Below are 25,140 nucleotides of genomic sequence, written 5' to 3'. Positions count from 1 at the left end.
TGCATTCTTGGGGTGCCCTGCATATCGGGAACGTACCTTTTACGTATATTATTATGCATGTCGCATATCGGGGACGTACCCGCTGCGCCAAAAGAATGCACGCGGCAGGTACGTCCCCGATTTGCATACATGCACGCGGCGGGTACGTCCCCGATTTGCACGGTGTGGAACGTTACTGGCGGCGGTGCTTGAGCAGGCCGGGCAGGTACATGAGAGCCGAGCCGATTCGATAGGAGTTGGACTGCTCGAGGTCGACGACGCGCTGGCGCGCCTCCGCGAGTTCTCGTTCGACATCGGCGGCATGCCGTTCGGAAGCCTCGGCGCGCCGCCGCTCGTCAACGAGCATGCGGTCGGACGCCGCCTCGCGATACAGGTACAGCTCGTGGCACCCGTTGTCCTGCTCGCAGGCAGGACTCGTCTCCCCCACGAGCTCGACGAGCTCGTCCTCGCCCTGCTGCGCGAGCTCCCTCAGGTTCGCCACGCCCTCCTGGACGATGCGGGCGAGCGCCTCGCGCTCGTCCAACGCGCGCCCGAGCGCGTCCGCGATCTCGTCTGCCGACGCATCCATGGCGAGCAGGCTCGATCCCATGTGCGCCTCCTCGTACAGCGCGCACACCTTCGGCAGGTAACCGAGGCCGACACACGGGATGCCGCCGCGAAACATCAGCAGCGAGGCATGGTAGCGCATGGAAAGGCCCGCGGTCGCCCGACCGATGAAGTCGGCCATGGCATCGATATCGTCGCCCGCCGAGAACAGGTGCACGCGATCGATACGGCTCATGGCCTCGACCACCCGGTCGGAAATGCCGCGATCGGCCGCATCGAGCATCGCGAAGGCGAGATGGGCGCGCGGGCGGCTCGCCAGCACGCGGTCGCAGGCACGGGCGACGCGCTCGGCGAAATCATCCGACACGTTCTCGTACTCGCGCAGCGACACCACGATCAGGTCGGTGTCGACAGGGTCGAGCTCCTGGTTCGCAAACCAGGAATCGACCGCCTCCGTCACATGCGAGGAGCCGGTGAACGCCACGTCCGCGCGGCGCACGACCTGCCCGGCGGGAACATCGCAGGCGGAGACGAGACGGGCGGTCTCCTCGTCGCGGCACGCGAACCGGGCGCCGAGCGAACCCATGAGGCGCACCAGCCGCTTGCTGTGGGTGCGCTCCAGCGGACCGGCACCGATGCCGTACAGCACGACCGGCGTATCGTTCAGGGCCGCCAGCTCAACGAACGCGGCGATGCCCGGAATATCGGAATGGAGCACCGACGAGGCGATCTCCGCCTTGCCCATGGTCCAGCGGATGCCCTGGTCGAACAGGAGCCCCGCCATGACGAGGGCGACGGAGGAGCGGGCGAGCATCCCGTCGAGCTCGCGCTTGGACGCCAGCGCGATCGCGTAGACGCCTCGGTGCACGAGGGTGTGCCACGGGTTCTCGCTCACGGCGACGCTCACGGTGCCGGGGCAGCGCTCCTCCAGGCGCTCCGCAATGGTGGAAAGGATGTACTCATCACCGAAGTTGCCGCAGCCCACGTATCCGAGCACGGTCGCCACGCGGCACGGCTCGAACGATGCGCCCTCGACGCCCAGTGCCTCGGCGGCATGGACGACCGAGCGCTCGAACCCGCCGCGCGCCGCATGCATGCCCTCGGCGTCGCCGCGCCCCGCGCGGACCGATCCGAACGGCGCGTCGTCTGCCGTCGAGGCGATTGAGGCGCGCACGCGGCGCGACTCAAGAAGCGCCGCCGCCCGCTCGGCCATCCAAGCGCCGGTCGCACCCGCATCGGGACGAAGGATATCAGCCCCAGCGAACTGCTTGGTCGCCTGGAGCACGTACTCATCGTAGGCCGAGCGCCCCTCGGAAGACGGGAACCGGACCGCAATCGACGTGAACCCGAGCGCATAGGCGGCACCGGCGTCGGCACCGTCGAAGCGCCACTCATCGGGCCACCCCTCGCCTGCGCAGCGAACCGGCGTGCCTTCCGGCATCCCCTGGGCGGCCGCCCTCATGAGCTCGATGCGCTCCGGCGTCGCCTCCTGGGCGCAGGAAAGCCCCCGCGGGTAGACAATCTCGTTGGCAAGGTCGAGCGCAGACAGGTCCGGAACCGTGCCCAGGGTGCGAACGGCGCATCCCAGCTCGCGTGCCGCAGGCGCGGCCATGCCGTCGAGCACCCAGCAGGTATCCGGCGCGGCCCCCCGCATGCGCTCCAGGGAGCGCGCGAGCTCGTCCTCGCGGGAGGCGAGCACGACGAGGCGGGGCGCCTGCACGACGCATGCCGACGTATCGATGGAAAGGCCGTCAGCGACCACCACGGCGTCGACGGCCCAGCGACGCATCAGCGCGTCGAGGTAGCCGAGCTGCGCCACGCCGTCGGCGAACAGCTGGGGCCACAGGCGCGGCGTGAACCAAAAGACCGCGTATCCAGCCTCTTCAAGCGCCTCCTTCGAGCGCCAGGACGGGGAGATGACGCCCAGGGCGGGGTCGGCGAGCAAAACGAGGCAGCGCGCACCGTGCGCGTTCGCATCCATAGTGAAGACTCCTTTTCGGGATGAGACGGTATGGGGAGGACGGGGCGGCATGCCGTGCGCGACGAGCGAGGCGATGCGCACGGCGCCGGACCGATCAGCTGCTCAGCCGGCGCTGGATGGCGCGCGGGATGCGCAGAAGCGCCGTGCCGTATCGATACTCCGCGGACCTCCGCAGGTCATCGAGCTGGCGCTCGACCTCCTCGCGGGCACCCTGCGCCTCGACGACCGCGCCGTGCGCCCGGTCGACCTCCCCGTGCAGGCGGTCGATCTCCGAGCGGGCCTCCTCCAGATCCGCCTCGACGCGGTCGAAGAGCTCCTTGTCGTCATCGACGAACGCGCCGTGGTTGCGCATCCAGAAGAACAGGTACCCCTGCGCATCGTTCGCCTTGATCAATTCGAGCGAGCGGCGGTCGAGCGGATGGGTGTAGGCGTCCAGGGGGACATCGAGCAGTCCCATGCGCTCCGCCGCCCCATCGTGCAGCTCGGCGAACGCCCGCGCGAACGAATCGACGCGCGTGAGGGAGTTGAGGTTGTACACCGCGCCTCCGAGCGCCCAGCGGGCATGGCTCACGCGATACGTCTCGTATAGGCCCTCCTCCTGAAGCCGGTCCCGCAGCAGCGCGAACGCCTCGATGAAGTCGAGGGCATGAGGGTCCTTGTTGTCCATGGACGAGGAGCCCGTGCGCATGCGGTAGTGCGACAGGCGCTCGTAGATCACCGACATACGGCGCGCCTTGACGAGCGCCATGCACGTGAACGGCAGGTCCTCGGTGCGGAACAGCGCCGGGAAGCGGATGTCGTTCTCGACGAGCAGCGAACGGCGGAACAGCTTGTTCCACGGCCAGTTCTGAAACGACGTGAAGACGGCGTCGGGGTTGTCTGCCGCGCTGAACGCCAGGGTCTCGTGTACCGGGAAGTCGGCGAAGGCGGGGAAATCGAGCGTGCCGACAGCCGGATGCTGGTCGCGCTGGACGCGGTTGTTGTAGAACCACGCATCCCAGATCACGATGTCGCAATCGAGCTGCTCGGCGCGGCCGACGGCCTTCTCGAGCAGCGTGGGCTCGATGAAGTCGTCGGCGTCGAGGAAGTACACGTAGGTGCCGGTCGCGACGTCGAGCCCCTTGTTGCGCGCGCAGCCGGGTCCCAGATGGCGCTGGGTCAGGATGCGCACCGCGGGAAAGTCCTCATCGGCACGGTAGCGCTTGAGCACCTCGAAGGAGTCGTCCGACGAACCGTCGTCGACGCAGATCAACTCGAAGTCCTGGAACGTCTGCGCCTTGAGGCTGTCGAGCGCTTGGCACAGGTAGGGCTGGGCGTTGTACACGGGCATGATGACGGAAACGCAAGGCGACGACACGGCTACCCCCAAGATATCGTGAACGCGGGCACGCCCGCGATGGCTTCGTAGGGATAGTATACGGCACCGCGTCGACGCGCCCGCGCCCATACGGGCGAACTCGCGGAACGGGCAGAACACGCGACGCCTTCAGAAAGCTAGAAAGGGGCCGCCTGCACTCCCGCCAAGCGGCCCCTTCTCAACAAGCACCACGTGATAGCAACGTCGCGCGGGTTACTTATCCATCCCCAGATAGCGCTTCCAGAACGCGAGCGAGGTCAACTCGTCGCGACGCGCGGAGTAGTCATGGCGCAGCTGCTTGATGTTGCGCTTGTAGGCCTTGAGGTCCTCCTTGTAGCGCTTGGAGATCTGAGCGTAGCGCTCAGGGTCCTTCTTGCGCAGCGCGCCCATGCGGTTGTACCAGTCGATGATGATCAGGTACTCCTTGCCGCGGATCGCACCGGCGGGATACGCCCAACCGATGACCGGGATGACGGCGTAGCCCTTGCCCTCCTTGACGATGAAGCGCTGGTTGTTGTCGGTGGCGAGGTCGTTCAGGCGCTGCAGGCGCGTGCGCGGGGCGTCGGCGTCGACGAGCTGGCGGTCGATATCGGCGATATGGAAATCGGTCAGGCCGGCGGCGTGCACCTGGCGCTCGAGCTCATCGAAGGGGACGAGCTTCTCCTTGTTGCGGTTGGCGGCCATGAACGTCTTCTCGGCCATGCCGGGCGTGGCGATGAAGTCGGGCCCCTTCATGAAGTCCTCGAACGCGTCGAGCACGAGCTCGGCGTTGTCGTAGCCGAACTTCTTGAGCTCGAGGCGGATGTTGTTGTGCATCTCGCGCATGAAGTCGGACTTGGGCGCGAAACCGGTCGTGCACTGGGCGATCATCGTGTTGCGCGTGGTCTGGTAGCGCTCGACGGCGGCGTTGTAGCGCACGTGGAACGACATGTGCCAGATGCACAGGCCGTTCATGGTCATGAACTTGGGCTGGCAGCGCACGCCGTACTCGGCGTCGTCGCAGCGCACGAAGTACGGCAGCGGCAGCCCGTTCTTCTCGATGACCGAGATGGGGATGCAGCAGTACCACCATGCGGCGTACCGGGAGTTCAGCTTGGTGATGGCGCTCGGCACGCGGAACGTCTCGTTGAAGACGACGTCCTCGAACTTGTTGAGGCGCAGCTGCGGCTTGGCGGGCGCGAACGTGCCCTCCTTGGTCATGAAGCCGGTGTCCTCCCACAGCTCCTCGCCGATCTCGTAGTTGAGCATGGCGCCGCTGATGAACGCCTCGGCATACTCATCGTTGACCAGGCGCAGCAGGTTGTAGGTGCGCTTGATGCTCTCGGGGGACACGGCGACGTCATCGTCCATCAGCAGGATGTGGGTCGCGCGCGGCGTCTGCTCCATGGCCTCGATCATGCCGCGCGTGAAGCCGCCGGCGCCGCCGACGTTATCGTTGGGAGAAATGATCACGCGGTCGCTCGCCAGCTTGCCGGCATCCAGGGTGCGCCCGTTGTCGATCACGCGCATGGTGAAGTGCTGGGCGATATCCTCGGAGCTGTCGATGATCGACTCCTTGATGAGCGCGATATTCGCCTCGATGAACTCCTCTTTCTTGAACGTGGTGGTCGCGAGGACGAGCTCCACGTCGCGCAGGGGGCGATCGATCTCGACGGAGTAGTAGCTCTCCCCGATCAGCACGGGGCCGTCCGTCGCGAGCTCGAAACCGACGATGACCGCGTCGGAGGGCACCGTGAGCTCGACATCGATGGCCTGCCACTCATCGGAAGCGGGAAGCTCGCGCTTCGTGTCGTCGAGCTTGATGGGATGAGCGGAGAACGCGTCCGCGGCGGTCTGCACGTACGTGCACGCGGCGCCCTTGACCTGCAGGTGCAAGAAGAAGCGCTGCGCGCTGGTATAGCGCCTGAGCTTGCCCACGGACAGCGCGTTGAAAAACGTCGTGAAGTCAAAGACGCCGGCGTCGTAGAGCATCCACTCCCCCGTCATATGGTCGCGCACGAACGGCTGGGTGGATCGGCAGTACAGCGCGGGATAGCTCGTGGAGCGCGGGTTGCACTCGAGCAGGATGTTGGCGAACTTTATAGCAGGCATGTGCCCTCCTAGATGGCTAAACATATCCTGCCCATGATACATGAAATGCGGGCATGCCCCCGAATGCACCGAAAACGGGCACAAGAGGCTGCGGTGGGCCCTCCGGGGGGGTGAGCTTTTGGGGACAGTCCCTTTTGGACCGCGGCGGCGCACATACGCCGCCGCGGTCCAAAAGGGACTGTCCCCAAAAGCTCACCCAGACCGCGTCAGTCGTTGTAGTAGGGACGCGCGAAGCCCGTTATCGAACCCTCGGGAATGTAGAGGTCCTCGTAAAGCAGCTGGACGCGGCCGTAGATATGCTCCCAGACGTAGAGCGTCTGGCCGTCGGGCGCCACCGAGGCGACGATGCCCGCATGGGTGCCCTCCGACGCGCCGGCCCACGGACGGAACGCCGGCTGATCGATCAGCCAGATGTCTCCCGGCTTGGGCGTGGACTCCAACCTGCCCTGGTTACGGTACCAATCGGCGATCTCGTGCGGGAACGACGAGGCGGCACCGTTCATGAACTGGTATTTCATACCGGCTTCTTGGAAACACCAATAGACGAACGCCGCACAGGGGCCCATATGGTTCATCGTTCCGCCGTCGGCAACGACGCGGTCCTGGTAGCGCCAACCGTCGGTGATGCCATTTTGCGATGCCGCCGTGGCAATCACGCGGGCGGCCACCTCGTCGCTCGACAGACGCTCACCGGTCGCAGGGTCAAGGTAGTAGGGCTTGCCCTCGATCATCAGGCTGCCGTAGCACATGCGGCCCGTGACCTCGTGGTAATAGACCCACTTGTTCGACTCGGGCAGCCATGCCCAGCCGTAATCGACCGCGCCGGTGATGGGGTCGAAATACATCCAGCCGGCCTCATCGCCATGGGAGTCGTCGATGTAGCGCTCACCGTGCGCCATCTCACCGGTCACGTAGTCGCAAAATACCCATTTCTGGCTGCCGTCCTCATCCGTGATGAGCAGAAATCCGTAGTCGACGGCGCCGTCTTCGCCCAGATGGACCCATTTGCCGTGCTCGATGCGCCATTCGTCGGTCGCCTGCTCCCACGCCTCGCCGGCGACGTCGTTGTCCACCGGAACGAACGCCTCGCGGTCGCGCGCGATGGTGGTGTCGGCCTCGGCCCAGTACCACGCGACCGTCTCGGGATCGTAGAAGAACTTCGAGCGCGCCGGTACGTCCTCGTCCAGCCAGCCGACGGCCTCGGCGGGCTCGCACGGCTCGCCGTCCTCGTCGACCCAGCCCGTATAGGCCGCCTGCTCCGGCGTATCCACGACCTCGGAATCCGGTGCCGCCAGGGCACCGGACGGAACAAGACCCGCCATCAGCGATGCCAGCAGGCATGCTGAGACCTTCCATCGCGAGCAACGCATACGCAACCCCTTCCCATTTCTGCAGCGATGTCGGAACGCGGGACCCTCCTCACCCGTCAGGCGAAGATGATCGGCGGTTCCGGGGGAACGCTGACCGATTGCCGTCGTGCTGCGCACCCCCGTGGCGCGGAATGAATCGGTCGGTGTTTCCCTAAGGAGATTCTAGCGTTTCACGGTGTCGAGCAGGGAGCGAAGGCCGTAGGCGGCAAACGGCAGGAGCAGCAGCGCGAACGGCATGGTGTAGACGCTTTTCGCCTCCCAGAGCAGATAGCAGGCGACGCCTCCCAAAAACGCGATGACCATGAGCAGCGCCGCGGGCGACACGCTACCGCGATGCCGGAATGCACACACGAGGCCGGTGAACGACGCGATGTAGAACAGCGACTGGTAGGCGTCCATGGCGATCGTCAGCACGCGGTTGGCCGTGTAGCCGTTATACATGACCTGCTCGGCAATCGGACTCGTCGCGTCGGAAACCGACGTCGCGGAGTAGTACAGGGACTGGAACGTGGGATCGAGCCACTCGGTCATGACCTTGTAGACAAAGAAGCGGATGCAGTAGAGCGGGTCGGCCAAAAACCTGCCCAGAGCGGTCTTGATGGCCTCCATCGCAAAGGCCCCCTGCGCCGCCGTGTCGCCATCGACCTGCGCGAAGTGCGTCGCCTGGACAGGCGACCACCAGCCCGGCCGGTTGAGATAGGGATCCCAGGTGAGGCCCATCGCGATCCACGACGTCTTGGGCATGCCGTCACCGAAGCTCAACCCGACCGTGGACTCGAGCAGCCGGACCGGCACGGACGTCAAGGAGTTGATCACCACCGCGACGGCAAGCACGATCAGGATCTGGGGAGCTCGGCGCTCGCGCACCAGCACGATCAGCCAGGCGAGCACGAGGGCGATCAGCATGATCACGAACGTCGATTTGACGATCAGGGCGAGAAGCATGACCACCGCGCCCGCCGCGAACAGGCCCCAGCGGCGCGGAAGGCTCTCGTCCTGCTGCATCGCCGCGACGTTGAGGGCGAGCGAGGCGCAGCCCAGGCCGAATCCGATCGCGTTGCCGTAGACGAACGCGGCCGAGAACGTCAGCGGCGCGAACAGCACGACGAGCACGCTCGCCAGCGCGACGGTGCCCTTGCCGGGGAACAGGCGCCCCGTGATGAAGATCAGCGATGCCGCGGAGACCACCACGAACACGGCGCTGAGCAGCTGAAACGCCATCTCGTTGCCCACGCCGAACAGCGCGTAGACGCCGGCGAGCAGCCAGACCGACCCGCTCTGAAACGGGTAGACGCGCAGGTACGACACGCCCTGGTCGCCCAAGTCGGCACTGAACACGCCGAAGTCACCTGAAAGCAGGGCGCGCGCGTACTGATCGAGCCGGATCGAATCGTTGTAGAAATTGGTCTTCGTGCCCAAAAGCACGATCCACGCGACCGAGGCCGCGAACAGGAGCAGCAGCGCGCACGGCACCACCGCGCGCGCGGGGGCGCGCCGCAGGCCGTTCCAGATGAACAGGAAGAACAGGGCGAGGCAGACCAGACCGAGCGCGGGGAACATGAACGCGATGAACGCGCCGCCGTTGAACGGCGTGAGCAAGTTCATCACGTCCGCACCGACGCCCTCCGGCCCCATGTTGATGAAATAGCCCGTGATGAACGGTGCGGCAAGCGCCAGGCAGCCGAGAAAGATCGCGGCCAAGACGAGAAGAAACGCCTCGAACACCCGGCCTGCCCGTTGCGGCTTCGTGAGCCCTGCGGCCTTCATATGCTGAGCCATATCCGTACCGTTTCCTCTCCATACGGGTCGCCGTCACCGTCATGCCATTCTAGCGTGTTGCCGCAAGCGGGCGCTTGGTACTTTTCAGGACGGGCAAAAACAGCCCCGTCCCAAAAAGGCACCACGCACCCATGACGTATAATGGCACATTGCATCGCAAGCGGAAAAACACCTAAAGGCGCTGGTACATGAGCACAACAACCCGTCGTATTCCTGAGCTGGACATCGCGCGAGCGATCGCCGTCATCGCCATCATCGTGTACCACACGGGCATGGTCTTCAGCGAACCTTTATACCCGGGCGCCGGCATGCCGGAATGGCTCCCGAAGTTTCTCGATACCTTCCATCTCTACACGCTGTTCATCGTCTCGGGCTATCTGACGAACTTCAACAGGCCGCTTTCGGGAAGCCTCGTCGTAAAAGCGGCGCGCTCCGCCCTGCTCCCCTATGCGATCTCATGCCTGTTCATCATCGGAGGGTCCGCCGCGTGGGCCTGTGCGCTGTGCACCGACCCCGCCGAGCAGGCGCAGCGCTGGTTCGAGGCCTCGCTGTGGGGCGCCGGAGCCCAGCACCCCCTCGCACTCGTCCCCGACCTCGAGCGCATCGGCGGCATCTGGTTTCTGCCGGCGCTGTTCTGGGCGAAGCTCTACATCGGGGCCACGGCGAAGCTCGGCGATAAGGGCAAGCTCGTGGCCATGCTCGCCGCCCTTGCATTCGGCATGGTGTCGGCGAACTATGTCTGGCTGCCCCTGAGCATCCAATCGGGCATCGCCGGCGCCGCGTTCATGTACGTCGGATGGCTGTTCCGCACGCATGCCGACGCGCTCGCCGCCCGTCGCATACCCGTCACCGTCGTCTCCGCCGGCCTCTGGATCGCCGCGATCGCCTATGGTGGAAACTCCTCCATAGCGATGTGCGCCTTCCCCGCGGGAATCATCGACATCGCAGGCGGCATCGGCGCGAGCTGGTGCATCCTGCGCGCATCGGCGCTCATCGCCCGCCACGCGCACGGCCTGTCGCGCGCGCTCGAATGCGCCGGCCGCAACACGCTGCCGCTTTTCGCCCTCCACATCGTGGAGGACAACACGCTGCCCATGTGGATCATCCTGCCTACGCTCATCACGAGCTGCGGCGCGCACCCGTGGTCATGGGTTGCGCTCGCCTGCGCGCGCCTGCTGTTCGACGCCATGCTCGTCGGGCTGATGTACGTGACGCCGCTTTTGCGCACGGTGTTCTTCCCGCACATCCGCGTGCGCCTGCGCGAGCGCGCGGCGACGTTTTGGAGCAGCCTGTACGCGGCAAGCGAGTAGCTCCCCTTGACGCGACGGCTGATCGCCGCCCTCGCCCTCAGATCGCAGAAAACAGCGAACGGGGCTCAAGCTGCGCGCCGCGGGTCCCTTCAAAACCCTCGACACGCCGCTTGAGCCCCGTTGCGAAACGGACGACTCGACGCTTCTAGTCCTCGGCGCGCTCACCCTCGTCGTAGGTGCGCTCACCGATGATGAAGCGCGGACGATGCTTGCTCTCGAGGTAGATGCGGCCCACGTACTCGCCGACGATGCCGATGCCGAGCAGCTGGATTCCGCCAATGAAGCACACGATGGACACCATGCTCGCCCAGCCGGCAACCGAGTTGCCCATGATCGACACCACGATGGCCCAGATCACGCCGATGAAGCTGATGAACGACACGATGAAGCCGAGCGCCGTGATCAGGCGAATCGGCTTCACCGAAAGGCTCGTGATACCGTTCATGGCGAGCGCGAGCATCTTGGACAGCGGATAGTGGCTGTGGCCTGCCACGCGCTCGTGGCGCTCGTAGTACACGCTCGTGGACTTGAAGCCGACAAGCGGGACCATGCCGCGCAAGAAGAGGTTGACCTCTTTGAAGTTCGCGAGCTCGTCGAGCACCCGGCGCGACAGCAGGCGGTAGTCGGCATGGTTGTAGACGGTCTCCACCCCCATGCCGCTCATCAGCTTGTAGAACGCCTGCGCGGACGTGCGCTTGAAGAACGTGTCGGTCTCACGCGAGGAGCGGACGCCGTACACCACATCGCACCCGTCGAGGTAGGCGCGCACCATCTCGTCCATCGCGGAGATGTCGTCCTGGCCGTCGCAATCGATGCTGATGGACACGTCGCAAAACGCGCGGCACTCCATCAGGCCGGCAAGCAGCGCGTTCTGGTGCCCGCGGTTGCGCGACAGCGAGATGCCCCTGAACATGCCGTCCTGCGCGGACATCGACTGGATGATGTTCCACGTCGCATCCGAGCTGCCGTCGTTGACGAACAGGATATGGGAATCGTCCGCCACGTATCCGAGGGATTGCAGGTGCTCGAGCTCCTCCTTGAAGCGGGGAGCCGTCAGAGGGAGGACCTCCTCCTCGTTGTAGCACGGGATCACGATGCAGAGGGTGGGCTTGTTCATAATCGGGGCACGTACTCCTTTATGCGTTGGTCAGCGGGCGCGCGACCGCGGTGACGGTGAAGCCACCGGAATAGGTACCCGCCATGCGGACACCCGTCGCGGGCGTGTAGGCTTCGATGATCTTGTCGTTGCCGACATAGATGGCAACATGACCGGGATAGAAAATCAAGTCACCGGGCTGACGCTCACTCAAAGAGACATGTTTGAAGCGGGCGTCGGCGGCCATGTTGTTGGCGTCATGAGCGTGCCACGGATCGTACCAGTGCATATAGGGGTTGTAGTCGTCCAGGTCCATGCCGCAGGCGAACAGGCACTGCATCACCAAGCCGGAGCAGTCGACGCCCTGGCTCGGCGACAGCGAGTAGTTCCACACGTACGGCGCGCCGAGGTACTCGTAGGCGCGCGAGACCATGGCGTTCACGCAGTCCTGGCGCGAAGCGTCCACGTCGATGCGCGACGGGGTCACGTACGAGTAGGGCGTGGAGTAGGCGGCGGCGGGCAGCGTGACGTTGCGGCTGCTGACCTGGAAGTACTGCGACGGGTTCTGGTAGCCGATCTTGTCGCAGGCGCCGGTATAGGGATCGAAGTAGCGCGAATAGCCGTCGATCGTGCGGCGGCCGTAGACCATGCGGCCCGTGACGTCGTCGTAGTAGACCCACTTGGTCCCGCCGTCGCCGTCGGAGATCTCGAGCCAGCCGTACACGACGGCCCCGGTGTTCTCATCGAAATACATCCAACCGGCCTGATCACCGTGCGAGTCGTCGACGTACTTCTCGCCGTGGGCCATGATGCCCGTCGCGTAGTCGTAGAACACCCACTTGGAGCCGCCGTCGGCGCTCACCAGGCGGAACCCGTGGGCCATCTCGCCGGTCACGAGGTCGAAGTAGTACCACGCGTCCTTAGAGGCGACGTAGTCCTCGCCCTTGATCATGGCGCCGTCGGCGCCCAGGCGGACCCACTTGCCGTTGTTGACGCGCCAGCTCGTGGAGGCGTTCTCCCAGGCATCGCCCGCGACCTGGTTGTTCAGCGGCACGAAGGCGTCGTGGTTCTTGGCGATGGAGCCGTCGGCCTCGGCCCAGTACCAGGCGTCGGTCGAGGGGTCGTAGAAGAACTTGCTCGCGGCCGGGAAGCCGGCGTCGACCCAGCCGGTCGCATGGGCGGCGTCGCACTCCTCGCCGTCGGCGTCGACCCAGCCGGTGTAATCGCTCACGGGCTCGCTCACCGGCTCGCCGTACCAATAGTTCACGTCGACGTGCGGGTTGTTCCCGGTGTTGCCCACGATGCCGTCGACCAGACCGGAGCTCGTGTACTGCCACATGGTGTACTCGCCCTCGTACTGGCACACGGTGTAGTACTGGGCGACCCAGCGGTGCCACTGGTCGAAGCAGCTGTCGGTGAGGTAGTTGTTCCACCAGCGCGTGCTCGCGTACACGCCCGGCGTGTAGCCGGCGTCTTCGATCATGGTGCACCAGGTCGAGGCGACCTCGGCCATCGCGGCCTGGTCGTGCGCAGTGTCACCGGAGAGGATGGAGTTGTCCTCGAGGTCGTAATAGATGGGCATGTCGGGCGTCAGGCCGCGAAGCTGCTCGATGACGAAGTTCGCCTCGAGCGTGGCGCCGTGCGCGTCCTCGGCGTAGCTGTACAGATAGGCGCCCCACGGGATGCCGAGGCGCTCGCACTCCTGCACGTTGCGGCGCCACTGGGCATCGATGTGCTCGCTGCCCCAGCCGATGCGGATGATGGCGTAGTCAACGCCGGCGGCCTTGACCTTGTCCCAGTCGATCGTGCCCTGGAACTCGCTAACGTCGATACCCTGAGCGGTAACACCCTCGGGCAGCGTTGTCAGAGACAGCAGCGCGATGCCGTCGTCCTCGAGGTCGTCGCGCAGCTTGCCGTTCTCGTAGCGCCAGGAGTTGAGCGTGAGCTCTTCGGGTTGGTCGGACTCGTCGGCGGCATCGGCGTCTTCTGCCTCGGCAGCGGCGCTCGGGTCCGCCGCGTCAGCCTCCTCGGGAGACTCGGGCAGAACCGCCGCGTCGTTCGCGTCGGCAGCCCCATCGGCCGCGGAGTCCCCGGCAGCGGACTCTTGCGCCTCATCTGCGGCGACCTGATCCTCGGAGCCGTCGCCCTCGGCCGTTGCGGCATCGGCGGCGACCGGCTCCTCCTGCAGCGTCACGTCCGCATAGATCGACAGCGGCTGCAGCACGTAGGCCGAGCACATCACGGTCGTGAGCGCCACGGCGATTGTTCGACGGAATCTAAGCATAGCGACCTTTCTCATTCGGAATCGCATGTGCGAATTCGCATTTCCAGTACCGTACCACGAAGCGCTTTTGCGCCTCAACCGCGCCCGGCATTCTTTACCGGAACGCAAGAAGGCGCGCGGCCCGCAGGCGGCATCGCCGCGGGCCGCGCGCAGGTCATCAGCTGTTGTAGAACGGGCAGGCGTAGCCCACGAGCGTACCGTGGTCGTAGCGCTCGGTCACCAGGTGCACGTATCCGTTGACATGCTCCCAGCAGTAGATGTAGACGCCGTCGGAGGACACGTGGTCGACGATGCCCGCATGGGTGGCGGAGGCGCCGGCGAACGGGCGGCCGCCGGGGTTGTCGGTGATCCAGATATCGCCCGGCTGTGGCGTGTAGCTGCCCTTTTCCCTAAACGCGCCGCGCGCGGTGTACCAGTCGCGCACATCGTGCGGGTAGGTGGTGGCGGCACCGTCCATGAACTGGTACTTCAGGCCCGCCTCGTTGAAGCACCACCAGACGTAGGCCGTGCACGGACCCATGTAGTTGAACGTGGAACCCGCGTCGATGGCCGCGTTCTGGTAGCGATAGCCGTCGGTGATGCCGTTTTGCGACGCGCAGGTGGCGAGCAGGCGGCTCACCATGGCGTCGCGCCCCTGCCTGGCGCCCGTGACGGGGTCGAGGAAGTAGGGCTTGCCGTCGACCATGATGCTGCCGTAGCGCATGCGCCCGGTCACCTCGTCGTAATAGACCCACTTCGTTGCGCCGTCGCCGTCGGGAAGCTCGAACCAGCCGTACGTCGCCCCACCGGTCTCGGGATCGAAATACATCCAGCCGGACTCGTCGCCGTGGCTGCCGTCGATGACCTTCTCGCCGCGCGCCATCTTGCCGGTGATGTAGTCATAGAACACCCAGCGCGCGCCGTCGTCGTCGGTCACCAGGCGGAAGCCGTACTGCATGGCGCCCGTGACCTCATCGAAGTACCACTGGTCGTCGCCGATCGTGCTCACGCCCTTGACCATGGCGCCGTCCGCGCCGAGGCGCACCCATTTGCCGTTGGCCGAACGCCACTCGTCGGTCGCGGTCTCCCACGCCGTCCCGGCGACCGAGTTGTCCAGCGGCACGAACGCGTCGTGGTTGCGCGACACCGATCCGTCGGCTTCGGTCCAGTACCAGGCGTTGGTGGCCGAGTCGTAGAAGAACTTCGAGCGGGCGGGCACGCCCTCATCCACCCAGCCGGCGGCATCGGCAACCGTGCACGGGACGCCGTCCTCATCGACCCAGCCGGTGTAATCGGGGCCCGCCACATCCTCGTCGGAATCGTAGCCGGGACCTGTCGGCTCGTCGTCTCCGGCAACGGGCAGGTCCTCCTCGTCGTCTGCGAGGACTTCGACCTGCGTGGGCCCTTCCGTCGATTCAGCCGAAAGCGCGTCTTCTGCAGCCTCTCCCGCCGCGGGCGCTATCGCCTGCTGGGTATCGGCCGCAACCGCTTGGACCGACTCGATATTCGTCGGCTCCTCGGGAGCGGCCTGTGCGGCTGCGGGCGACGCGACCGTAGCCGCCGCCAGCGCGCACACAACCAGCTTGCGCACCGTCTTGTTCATGTCCTTCCCTTCCCCTCGATCATTCCCTATTGAATCGCCGCGCACGGCCCGTTTGGGACGTCTGCGCGATCGTGCATGTCAGCATCCGAAATCGGGCCGCGCGTACCCGATCAGCGTCTCATGGTCTGCGCGCTCGGCGACGAGATGCACGTATCCGTTGACGTGCTCCCAGCAGTAGATGGTCTGCCCGTCATCCGACACGTGGTCGACGATGCCCGCATGGGTGGCCGACGCCTCGGGAAACGGGCGGCCGGTCGGATTGTCGGTCAGCCAGATGTCCCCCGGCTGCGGCGTGTAGGAGCCCTTGGGCTCGAACGCATCGCGGGCGGCGTACCAGTCGCGGACCTCGTGGGGGTACGTCGTGGCGGCGCCGTCCATAAAGCACGGACTCAAGCCGGCCGCGTTGAAGCACCACCATACATATGCCGTGCACGGACCCATGCCGTTGAAGGTGGAGCCCGCCTCGATGGCTGCGTTCTGGTAGCGATCGCCATCGGTGATGCCCGCCTGCGAGGAGGCGACGGCGAGCAGGCGCGCAATGGCCACATCCTTGCTGCAGGGAGTCTGCGCCGTACCGCTCGCGTGCGAAATCGATGCGTCGGCGCCCTGCGACGTCTTCGCGAGAGCACCCGGAACCATATCCTCAAGCGCCGCCTCGACGATCTCGCAGCGCAGCGAGGGATCCGTCGTCTCCGCTGTGCCCGCGCGGGCAACAGCAGGAGCGAAGATCGCCGCCGATCCGCACGCGACGGCGAGAAGCAGACGGATAGCAACGTGACGCGAGTGAACCTGCAGCATCGGACCTCCCCCTCTTTGTGGCCGATGTATTACTATACTCACCCCCTCGCGACCAAGCGTTCATACTCGATAGGTATACACAAAAATCGGGGCGCTCTGTTGCGCAACATTCGGGTTCCAGGGCACCGCTCGGCATCGACAGCCTGAACTTTTAGGGACAGGCACCTTTGGTTCGGTGAACTTTTAGGGACAGGCACGTTTGATCCGCTTGATTCGGGTGCGTTTGGCGCGGCGGCGGATGCAGCCGAGAACAAGAAACGGGGCGCCCCGAAGGACGCCCCGTTTTGCAGCTGCTTGCAGGCGATACGCTACATCAGCGCACCGGTCACCTCGTTGAAGTGGTAGTTGCGACCGCCGATATTGCGCCAGCCGTGCACCATCTGGCCGGTCACATCGTCGTAGTAGACACGACGGCCATCGGGCAGCGTGCGCCAGCCCTTGCACATGGCGCCCGTGATCGGGTCGAAGTAGTACCAGCCGCCGTAGCGGTAGTCCTCGCCCTTGATCATCTCGCCCTTCTCGTTGTAGCGGACCCACTTGCCGCCGCTCGAGGGCAGATAGGCATCCTTGGAGAACGCCATGGTTCCGTCGGAGTCGTACCAGCGCCACGCGCCATCGACGAAAGCCTCCTTGGACTGCGCCATGACGCCGTTCTCCCAGAAGTACTTCTCCGTGACGCCGTTGACGACCTTCTCCTCGACGCCGTCCTTGCCGGCCTCATACACGAAGCCCGCCTTGGCGCGCGCCTCCCACACGACCTTCTTGGCCGTGGGGTCGGTGATCACGATGACGGTGCCGTGGCGGTTGGGGATGTCGCGGCCGTCGAGGTTCTTCGTGCCGATGCGGTCGTTGCCCCACCAGCCGCCGGAGAGACTCGAGGACTGCTGGACGAAGATGCCGTTCTTGCCGTCCGCGCTGCCCGCCGGATAGTCGGCGAGCTTGTCGGTGTAGAGCCAGTACTGGCCGTTGAACTTGACGAGCGAGGGGCCCTCGAAGCCGGTGAGCGCGTTGGCGCAGACCTTGGTCCACGCGTTCGGGTTGGAAACCTGGCTCATGTCCTTGATGGACCAGATCTCGTTGGTGACGCCGTCCTTCTTGATGATGTAGTAGTACGTGCCGTTCTCCTCATAGAACGAGCCGTCGATACGGTTGGAGCTCGATTCCGGAAGGTTGATGCGAACGGCGGTGCCGTACGACGTCTTGGGCGCAGCGCCCGGGTTGGACTCAGGCGTCTGCGTACCCGGCTCGAGGTAGTCGAGCTTCACGATGTAGGGATACATCGTGTCGTTGTGCAGGTCGCCGTGGAAGTCCCCGTAGTAGCCGGCGCTGAACGTGATGTACACGTCACCGGAGCTGGTCTGGAAGAACTCAGGCGCGACGATGTCGAACTTGCTGCCGAGCGAGCTGTTGGGGATCGGATCGAGCGACACGTTGGTGCTGCTGCCGCTGTTGGGGTATGCCCAGTTCACAAGGTCCTTGGAGTAGCCGATCATGGGGATGAACTTGCCCGGGCACGCATTGTGATCGGTGAATCCGGAGAGCATGTAGAACCACCCGTTGTGGTAGATGATGCTCGGGTCGCTCAACGTCGAGACGTAGTAGGGCGTCGTCGTCACCCATTGGTCCGAGGTGCTGTTCGGAGAGCTGTCTTGATACGCCACGCCGATCTTCTGGAAGTTCTTGCCGTCGACCGACGTGTAGAGCGTGTCGCTCTTGTCGGCCGCGCTGTTGAAGAAGCTCGCCAGCAGGATGTCGGGGTAATCCTCGGCCACCGCGACACCCGCGGTGCCCATGACGGTGCACGCCGCGACGGAAATCGCGACGAGCGCACGGGACGCTTTTGCGACCAAGCGTTTCGTGGCTGTCTGCGTCTTGCGCATATGGACTCCTTCCTCTTAGTCCAGCCGCAAATTACGGACACAGCAAGTATAGCATCCGTACCGCTTGCGACCCCTCGCCTCCCGCGGACGGGCGAGCGGTAATACGCCTGCGCGTCTGCCGCCCGCCTAATAGCTTAAAGAAAGATTCCCGCCCTGTTTTCGCAGCTTGAACCTCCTAATCCAACGTACACGAACTTGTGTTTGTAAACTATAGTTTACAGCTCGCCTTTACAGGTATGCACAATCGAAACCATGTGCAAAGAGCTTCAGATAAAACTCGGTCGGAACGTGAGGTCGGCTCGGCAGCGCGCAGAGCTGTCGCAGACTCGCCTCGCCCTGATGGTTGGCATCAGCAGGCCGATCCTGATCGCCATCGAGCAGGGTGATCAGAACATCACGCTCGAAACGCTCGATCGCCTTGCCAAGGGACTCGAAGTCGAAGCCTGGGAGCTTTTGCAATAGCCCGGGACGGTCGCACGCATCCGCTCCCGTTCCACCCTTCAAATTAGAGAAAACCGACGATCGATCGCCTTCGCACGCCGCCTTATGGAAAGCGTCGGAGCGCCTCGTGCAAATCCCGTGCCCAAGCAGGGCCTGTGCTACCATGACCCTTTGACGTATCCCGCACCGATTGCTCGAGGAGCACATTCGTGGCTGAACCTCTCAAGACGCTCAAGGCGACTCACGCCAAGACCGATGTCCAAAAAGACGCTTTTATCCTCAGGCAGCTCGTGACGCGCGACTTCAAGCGCAAGTATCGCCGTAGCGCGCTCGGCGTGGTCTGGAGCGTCCTGAACCCGCTGCTCATGATGATCGTCATGGCCGTCGTGTTCTCGACCATCTTCGCACAGGGCCGCAACGGCTCGGTCTCCCCCGAGATGTACCCGCTCTACCTCATCGTGGGCAACGTCACCTTCGCCGTGATGTCGGACTCGACCTCGCAGGCGCTCATGTCGATCATCGACAACTCGTCGCTGCTGAAGAAGGTGAAGGTCCACCGCTACGTGTTCCCCGTGCAGAAGGTCCTCTTCTCGCTCGTGAACTTCGGCTTCTCGCTCGTCGCGGTCGCCCTCGTCATGCTGTGGTTCCGCGTCATGCCCACGTGGCACCTCATCTGGCTGCCGGTCGGCCTGGTGCTGCTGATGCTGTTCTGCATGGGCCTCGGCCTCATGCTGTCGGCGCTCACCGTCTTCTTCCGCGACATCATGCACCTGTGGAGCGTCGTCATCACCGCGTGGACCTACTTCACGCCCATCTTCTGGACCGACGACTACATCCACGCCATGCCCTCCGTGGTACAGGTCCTCATGTACGGCAACCCGATGTACAACTACCTGAACTTCATGCGCCAGATCTTCCTGTGGCAGACGAATCCCGAGCCCATCACGATCGCCATGTGCGCAGGCTGGGCCATCGTGATGATCGCCATCGGCTACGCCGTCTTCCACAAGTTCGAGCACAAGTTCATCCTCTACATCTAAGGATCCCTCATGGCTTCATCTGTGAACGAGACCTCCGAGTACGCCATCGAGGTCAACGACGTCACCATGATCTTCAACATGGCGTCGGAATCCCTCACCAACCTCAAGGAGTACTTCATCAAGCTCATCCGCCGCGAGCTGTTCTTCAAGGAGTTCCGCGCGCTGAAAAACATCTCGTTCAAGGTTCGCCGCGGCGAGGTGGTGGGCCTTGTGGGCACCAACGGCTCGGGCAAATCCACCATGTTGAAGATCATCGCCGGCGTGCTGGAGCCGAGCGAGGGAGAGTGCGTCGTCCGCGGCAACATCGCCCCGCTCATCGAGCTGGGCGCGGGCTTTGACCCCGAGCTCACCGCCCGCGAGAACATCTACCTGAACGGCTCTCTGCTGGGATACACCAAGGAGTTCATCGACGACAACCTCGAGGGCATCATCGAGTTCGCCGAGCTGCAGGACTTCATGGACATGCCGCTCAAGAACTTCTCCTCCGGTATGACGGCGCGCATCGCGTTCGCCATCGCCACCATCACCGAGCCCGACATCCTCATCGTCGACGAGACCCTGTCGGTGGGCGACGTGTTCTTCCAGGAGAAATGCGAGCGGCGCATCCAGCGCTTCATCGAGTCCGGCGACGTCACGGTCCTGTTCGTGTCGCACTCGATCTCGCAGGTCGAGCGCATCTGCCAGCGCGCCATCTGGATCGAGAAGGGCGACCTGCGCATGGACGGCCCCGTCAACGAGGTGTGTGAGGCGTACCGCAACCAATTCAACTGATCGTCTGCCGGCGGTATCGCGGCGCTCGGCCCCTTATGCAGCTCGCACGGGCTGCATAAGGGGCCTTCTTGGTTTTCGGGAAGCGCACGTCGACCCATTCCTTGGGCGACCGGTCGGTTTCGTCCGTCTGCCGATAGAACCGCAAACGTACACATTGTCTCAACATCGCTCGGGCATACTCTACTCAGCAATACGTAATATAAAGTGCCCTCAAGGAGGCTCCTTCCATGGTTTCCGGCGACCGTTCTGAGCAGACGATGAAGTATCTCACCCTCCTTTCCAACCAGTTCCCCAACCAGCAGGCCGTGTTCTCGGAGATCATCAACCTGCAGGCCATCCTCAACCTGCCCAAGGGAACCGAGCATTTCATGAGCGACCTTCACGGCGAATACGAGGCGTTCCTGCACATCCTCAACAACTGCTCCGGCGTTATCCGCGAGCATGTCGACGAGGTCTTCGGCGACACGCTGACGCATCAGGAGAAGGGCGACCTGTGCACGCTGATCTACTACCCGCATGAGAAGCTCGCCCTCGTGCGCGCCGCCCATCAGGACTCCCCCTCGTGGTACAAGCGCATGCTCGACCAGCTCATCGCGGTGACGCGCCGTCTTTCGAGCCGCTACACGCGCTCCAAGGTCCGCAAGGCCATCCCCCACGACTTCGCCTACATCATCGACGAGCTCATGCACACCCATCCCGACGAGAACAACTACCGCGTGCGCTATCACGAGCGCATCATCGACTCCATCCTGGAGACGGACTCGACCGAGGACTTCATCTTCTCGCTGGCAGAGCTCATCAAGGTGCTCGCCGTGGACCACATCCACCTGGTCGGCGACATCTTCGACCGCGGTGGCGGCGCCGCCAAGATCATCGACCGGCTGCTGCACTGCACCCATCAGCGCACCGACATCCAATGGGGCAACCACGATGTGCTGTGGATGGGCGCCGCCTGCGGCGTTCCCGCCTGCATCGTGACCGTCCTGCGCAACAACCTGCGCTACAACAACTACGAGATCCTCGAGAACGACTACGGCATCTCCCTGCGCCAGCTGGTGAGCTTCGCCGAGGCCACCTATAAGGACGGCGAGAGCATCAGCCCGCTCATGAAGGCGATCAACGTCTTGCTGTTCAAGCTCGAGGGCCAGATCATCCAGCGCCACCCCGAGTTCGACATGGAGGACCGCCTGCTGCTGGACAAGATCGATCTCGATGCCGGCACCGTCGCGATCGAGGGCGTCTCATACCCACTCGTCACATCCGACTTCCCCACCTTGGACCCCGAGCATCCCTACGCGCTCACCGAGGACGAGCAGAAGATCCTGAACAAGCTGATCTACGAGTTCACGAACGCCGACCACCTGCAGTGCCATATCGACTTCCTGTACCGCCACGGCTCGGTCTACCTCGTTCGCAACGGCAACCTGCTGTTCCACGGCTGTGTGCCCATGTGCGAGGATGGGACCTTCGCCAGCGTGAACTGTATGGGGACCTGGCGCGCGGGCCGCGACTACATGGATTTCTGCGACGACGTCGCCCGCCGCGCATGGCGCACCCGCGACCCCAAGGCCATGGACTGGCTGTGGTACCTGTGGGTCGGCCACCGCTCCCCCATGTCCGGCCGCGTGGTCAAGACGTTCGAGCGCTCCTACATCGCCGACCAGTCGACCTGGGCCGAACCGATGGATCCCTACTTCGAGCTGACGAAGGACGTGTCAGCCTGCGATTCCATCATGCGCGAGTTCGGGCTCATCCCCGGCAGCGGCCACATCATCAACGGGCACACGCCGGTGAAGACCATCGAGGGCGAATCCCCGCTGCGCGCCGACGGGCGCCTCGTGGTCATCGACGGCGGGTTCTGCAAGGCATACCATCCTAAAACCGGCATCGCCGGCTACACCCTGATTGCGAGCTCGCGCGGCGTGCGCCTGAAGGCGCATGAGGCGTTCAAGAGCGTGGAGGAGGCGCTGACTCGCAACGCCGACATCCAGAGCGAGACGACCTTCATCGACGTCGCGCGGCGCCGCGTGATGGTTTCGGACACCGACACCGGCCAGGAGATCCGCGAGCAGATCAACGACCTGCGCCAGCTGCTCGAGGCGTATCGCACAGGCGTCATCCCGGAGCACTCCTCCAAGTAACACCGACCCCCATGCAGGGGCATGCACATCGGAAACGCACCTGATATGCATGCCCCCTATGCAGCCTGTATGCAATCGGCGCGATTCGCGGCACCGGTGGTATACAATGGCAGCTCGCATACGTGAGGAAGGTCATCGCATGAAGCATCTGCTCGCCCAGATCATGAAGTTCGGCGTCGTGGGCGTCATCGCCACGGTTATCGACTTCGGCGTCATGATCTTCTTGACCGAGGTCTTCGGCATCAACCCGGTCGCCTCGGCGACCGTCTCGTTCACCGTATCGGTCATCTTCAACTATCTCGCAAGCATGCGCTACGTCTTCAGCCACCGCGAGGGCATGAGCCGGCAGCGCGAATTCGTCATCTTCATCGTCCTGTCCGTCATCGGTCTTGTCATCAACGACGCGCTCATGTGGGTCGGCACGGAGATGACGCCTGTCGACTACCGCATCGTCAAGGTGCTCGCCACCGCGGTCGTCATGGTCTGGAACTTCGTTTCCCGCAAGATCTTCCTCGACGGCGGCACGCAGAGCTCCTAAATATGTGGCAACGTTCTGCGGACTTGGTATCGTTTTGACAAAGCGCTTACATTCCGCTGACGCTTGCCCTAAAGTATGGCAGACGCAACATTGAACGCGCGACGGAATGCGATCCGTCGCGCGTTCGCATAAAGGAGGCTTCGTGCGCAAGGCGCTTTCAAATCCCAACGTCCAGCAGTTCACCAAGTTCGCGCTCGTGGGCTTCACCTCCCTCGGCGTGGACTACGTCCTGCTGTTGGCGCTGGTCGAGCTCCTGCATATCGATGTTCTCGTCGGGACCACGGTCTCGTTCATCGTGTCGGTCATCGTCAACTACATCCTCAGCATCCGCTACGTGTTCGACCGCCGCGAGGACATGTCGCGCAAGCGCGAATTCACGATCTTCGCCGTGCTCTCCGCCATCGGTCTGGGTCTCACCGACCTGTTCATGTTCGTCGGCGTCGCCTTTTTGAGCATCGGTTATCAGGCCATGAAGCTCATCTCGACCTTCATGGTGACCTGGTACAACTACTTCAGCCGCCGCAAATTCCTGAGCGGCGGGCACGCCTAGCCCGACACGCCCGATCTCGCCTACCGCCGTCTGCCACCGTTCGCAGGCGGCGGTTTTTCGTGGCACCGTGCCGCCCGGACCCCTTCCGCCCTGTGAAACGGCCCGTCTGCCGCTGCAGACATTTCGCAGGTAGCGAGCGCGACGCGCACGCGACCCTAACCCTCAAGGTGAACTTGAAACTCCAAAGTTTCTTAACAATTCTGCATATGCCCAGCTACAAGCCAATCCTGAACCTTCAACTTGACCCTTAAAGAGGTCTAAGGTTCAAGTTGAACTCGAACCATGCCGTATAATCACGGTAACAGTAAGGTACGACTATTTTAGAGGCTGTGTATGCGAACCGATTGCTCTCGAATCTCTTTCGTGATGAAGAGGCCCGCGCGCATGATCACGTGTGCAGCTCTTGCCGTTGCGTTCGCGGCGGCGCCGGTCGTCTCCCCTGTTGCTGCCTATGCCGTCTCAAACGAAACCCAAACACAGCTGAACGAGACGCAGCAACGCGTAGAAGAGACCACCAAGGCCTACGAAGAGACCCAGAAGAACCTCGAGGACCTGCAGAAGCGAATCGAGGAGAACGAAGCCGCCATCGCCGACATCGAGGCGCAGCTTCCCGCCCTGCGCGCAAAGGCCGCCGATGCCATGCGCTCGCAGTACAAGTATCGCACGACCGCGAACACGCTGCTGAGCGTCGTGCTGGGCACGACGTCGTTCGATGACGCCATCTCCACGCTCGCCTATATGGACCAGATCCAGGAGTCAAGCAACCAGGACATCCAGCGCCTGAACGATGTCGAGGCGGAGCTCGAGGAGAAGAAGGCGGAGCTCACGCACGCGAAAGCCCAGACTGAAGAGGAGCAGAAGCGCGCGGCTGAGGCGCTCGAGGAGGCGCAGAAGCTCCGCAGCGAGGCTCAGGCCAAGGCCGAGCGCGAGGCCGCCGAGGAGCTCGCCCTGCTCGCCGGCGACACGTCCGCCGCGTCCGGCACCGGCGTCGACGGCGGCAACGCCAGCAATACCGCCAACCAATCCGGCCAGACGGCCTCGACCGTCGTGGCCGGCGCAGTGGACTGGAACATGAGCCGCGACGAGTTCATCGCCGAGTGGACCCAGCGCATCGACGCCTACCTGTCCGGAAGCCCGCTTGCCGGCTATGGCAGCGTGTTTGCCGCGGCCGCCTGGGATAACGGCGTCGACCCCCGTTGGTCCCCCGCCATCGCGTGCACCGAGAGCTCCATGGGCGCCTACTGCTTCCGCGACTACAACGCCTGGGGCTGGATGACCAGCCGCCAGTTCGGCAGCTGGGAGGAGTCGATCACCGCCCACGTCGCGTTCTTGGCAAAGAACTACGGTGCGACCCTGACGCCGAAGGCCGCCCAGACCTACTGCCCGCCCACATGGCAGCACTGGTACAACACCGTCGGCGGACAGATGAACCTCATCTAGATGCTTGCAAGCCCCTCTTCGGAGGGGCTTTTCTTATGCCGTTCGCCGATTGTGGCTAAAAAGTTCTGATTTGCTGTCAGGTCAATCTGTTGTCAGCGTCCGGTTTAGCCGTCTTGACGGTTTTCTCTGGTTTAGATGTCCCCGC

The 25,140-nt window shown here is 64.0% G+C and carries 18 protein-coding genes; 8 read left to right on the top strand and 10 right to left on the bottom strand.

Going from position 1 to position 25,140, the window contains the following annotated elements; all coding sequences use genetic code 11:
• Positions 1–172 precede the first annotated feature (172 nt).
• The 5 genes from QVN30_RS10820 to QVN30_RS10800 form a co-directional block, all read right to left on the bottom strand.
• Entirely contained in the window at positions 173–2,527 is a 2,355-nt protein-coding gene (locus tag QVN30_RS10820; RefSeq protein WP_289836358.1) for a polysaccharide pyruvyl transferase family protein, read from the bottom strand.
• Positions 2,528–2,621: 94 nt separating this feature from the next.
• Positions 2,622–3,884 carry a glycosyltransferase gene (locus tag QVN30_RS10815; protein ID WP_289836357.1) on the bottom strand — a complete coding sequence of 421 codons (1,263 nt, stop codon included), beginning with the start codon at positions 3,882–3,884 and terminating at the stop codon, positions 2,622–2,624.
• Positions 3,885–4,097: 213 nt separating this feature from the next.
• A complete protein-coding gene (locus QVN30_RS10810) occupies positions 4,098–5,975 on the bottom strand; it encodes a glycosyltransferase family protein (RefSeq protein WP_289836355.1) in 1,878 nt (625 codons plus the stop codon).
• Between the two features lie 206 nt (positions 5,976–6,181).
• Positions 6,182–7,297 (bottom strand): CHAP domain-containing protein, encoded by a 1,116-nt coding sequence (locus QVN30_RS10805; protein WP_289836354.1) that lies wholly within the window; start codon positions 7,295–7,297, stop codon positions 6,182–6,184.
• Positions 7,298–7,507: 210 nt separating this feature from the next.
• On the bottom strand, positions 7,508–9,124 hold the full coding sequence (locus tag QVN30_RS10800) for a glycosyltransferase family protein (RefSeq protein ID WP_289836353.1): 1,617 nt from the start codon (positions 9,122–9,124) through the stop codon (positions 7,508–7,510).
• 188 nt (positions 9,125–9,312) lie between these two features.
• Between QVN30_RS10800 and QVN30_RS10795 the strand changes: the two genes are divergently transcribed.
• Complete coding sequence (locus QVN30_RS10795; protein WP_289836352.1) at positions 9,313–10,434, top strand: acyltransferase family protein; 1,122 nt, start codon at positions 9,313–9,315, stop codon at positions 10,432–10,434.
• Between the two features lie 145 nt (positions 10,435–10,579).
• Here QVN30_RS10795 and QVN30_RS10790 read toward each other — a convergent pair whose 3' ends face one another.
• From QVN30_RS10790 to QVN30_RS10770, 5 genes are all read right to left on the bottom strand, one after another.
• Positions 10,580–11,551, bottom strand: coding sequence for a glycosyltransferase family 2 protein (locus QVN30_RS10790; protein WP_289826525.1), 972 nt, complete (start codon positions 11,549–11,551; stop codon positions 10,580–10,582).
• A 19-nt stretch (positions 11,552–11,570) separates the two neighbouring features.
• Positions 11,571–13,814: a GH25 family lysozyme gene (locus QVN30_RS10785; RefSeq protein WP_289836351.1), complete on the bottom strand. Its 2,244-nt coding sequence runs from the start codon at positions 13,812–13,814 to the stop codon at positions 11,571–11,573.
• Between the two features lie 157 nt (positions 13,815–13,971).
• Positions 13,972–15,396 carry a CHAP domain-containing protein gene (locus tag QVN30_RS10780; protein ID WP_289836350.1) on the bottom strand — a complete coding sequence of 475 codons (1,425 nt, stop codon included), beginning with the start codon at positions 15,394–15,396 and terminating at the stop codon, positions 13,972–13,974.
• A gap of 78 nt (positions 15,397–15,474) precedes the next feature.
• Entirely contained in the window at positions 15,475–16,194 is a 720-nt protein-coding gene (locus tag QVN30_RS10775) for a CHAP domain-containing protein (protein WP_289836349.1), read from the bottom strand.
• Between the two features lie 308 nt (positions 16,195–16,502).
• A complete protein-coding gene (locus QVN30_RS10770) occupies positions 16,503–18,074 on the bottom strand; it encodes a hypothetical protein (RefSeq protein ID WP_289836348.1) in 1,572 nt (523 codons plus the stop codon).
• 252 nt (positions 18,075–18,326) lie between these two features.
• Between QVN30_RS10770 and QVN30_RS10765 the strand changes: the two genes are divergently transcribed.
• From QVN30_RS10765 to QVN30_RS10735, 7 genes are all read left to right on the top strand, one after another.
• The gene (locus QVN30_RS10765) at positions 18,327–18,536 is read left to right on the top strand and encodes a helix-turn-helix domain-containing protein (RefSeq protein ID WP_066833443.1); all 210 of its coding nucleotides are present in this window, start codon (positions 18,327–18,329) and stop codon (positions 18,534–18,536) included.
• 188 nt (positions 18,537–18,724) lie between these two features.
• Positions 18,725–19,555 (top strand): ABC transporter permease, encoded by an 831-nt coding sequence (locus QVN30_RS10760; protein WP_066833446.1) that lies wholly within the window; start codon positions 18,725–18,727, stop codon positions 19,553–19,555.
• Between the two features lie 9 nt (positions 19,556–19,564).
• Entirely contained in the window at positions 19,565–20,326 is a 762-nt protein-coding gene (locus tag QVN30_RS10755) for an ABC transporter ATP-binding protein (RefSeq protein ID WP_204587952.1), read from the top strand.
• 227 nt (positions 20,327–20,553) lie between these two features.
• Complete coding sequence (locus QVN30_RS10750; RefSeq protein WP_289836347.1) at positions 20,554–22,467, top strand: fructose-1,6-bisphosphatase; 1,914 nt, start codon at positions 20,554–20,556, stop codon at positions 22,465–22,467.
• Between the two features lie 139 nt (positions 22,468–22,606).
• Positions 22,607–23,005, top strand: a complete 399-nt coding sequence (locus QVN30_RS10745) for a GtrA family protein (protein ID WP_066833453.1) — start codon at positions 22,607–22,609, stop codon at positions 23,003–23,005.
• A gap of 142 nt (positions 23,006–23,147) precedes the next feature.
• Complete coding sequence (locus QVN30_RS10740; RefSeq protein ID WP_087199394.1) at positions 23,148–23,555, top strand: GtrA family protein; 408 nt, start codon at positions 23,148–23,150, stop codon at positions 23,553–23,555.
• A gap of 384 nt (positions 23,556–23,939) precedes the next feature.
• Positions 23,940–24,995, top strand: coding sequence for a coiled-coil domain-containing protein (locus QVN30_RS10735; RefSeq protein WP_289836346.1), 1,056 nt, complete (start codon positions 23,940–23,942; stop codon positions 24,993–24,995).
• Positions 24,996–25,140: the final 145 nt, after the last annotated feature.

Origin of the sequence: Collinsella ihumii, assembly GCF_030385545.1 — a bacterium.
Taxonomy (GTDB): domain Bacteria; phylum Actinomycetota; class Coriobacteriia; order Coriobacteriales; family Coriobacteriaceae; genus Collinsella; species Collinsella ihumii.
The sequence above is the reverse complement of the archived record's forward strand: the minus strand, read 5'-3'. Positions and strand labels throughout refer to the sequence as shown.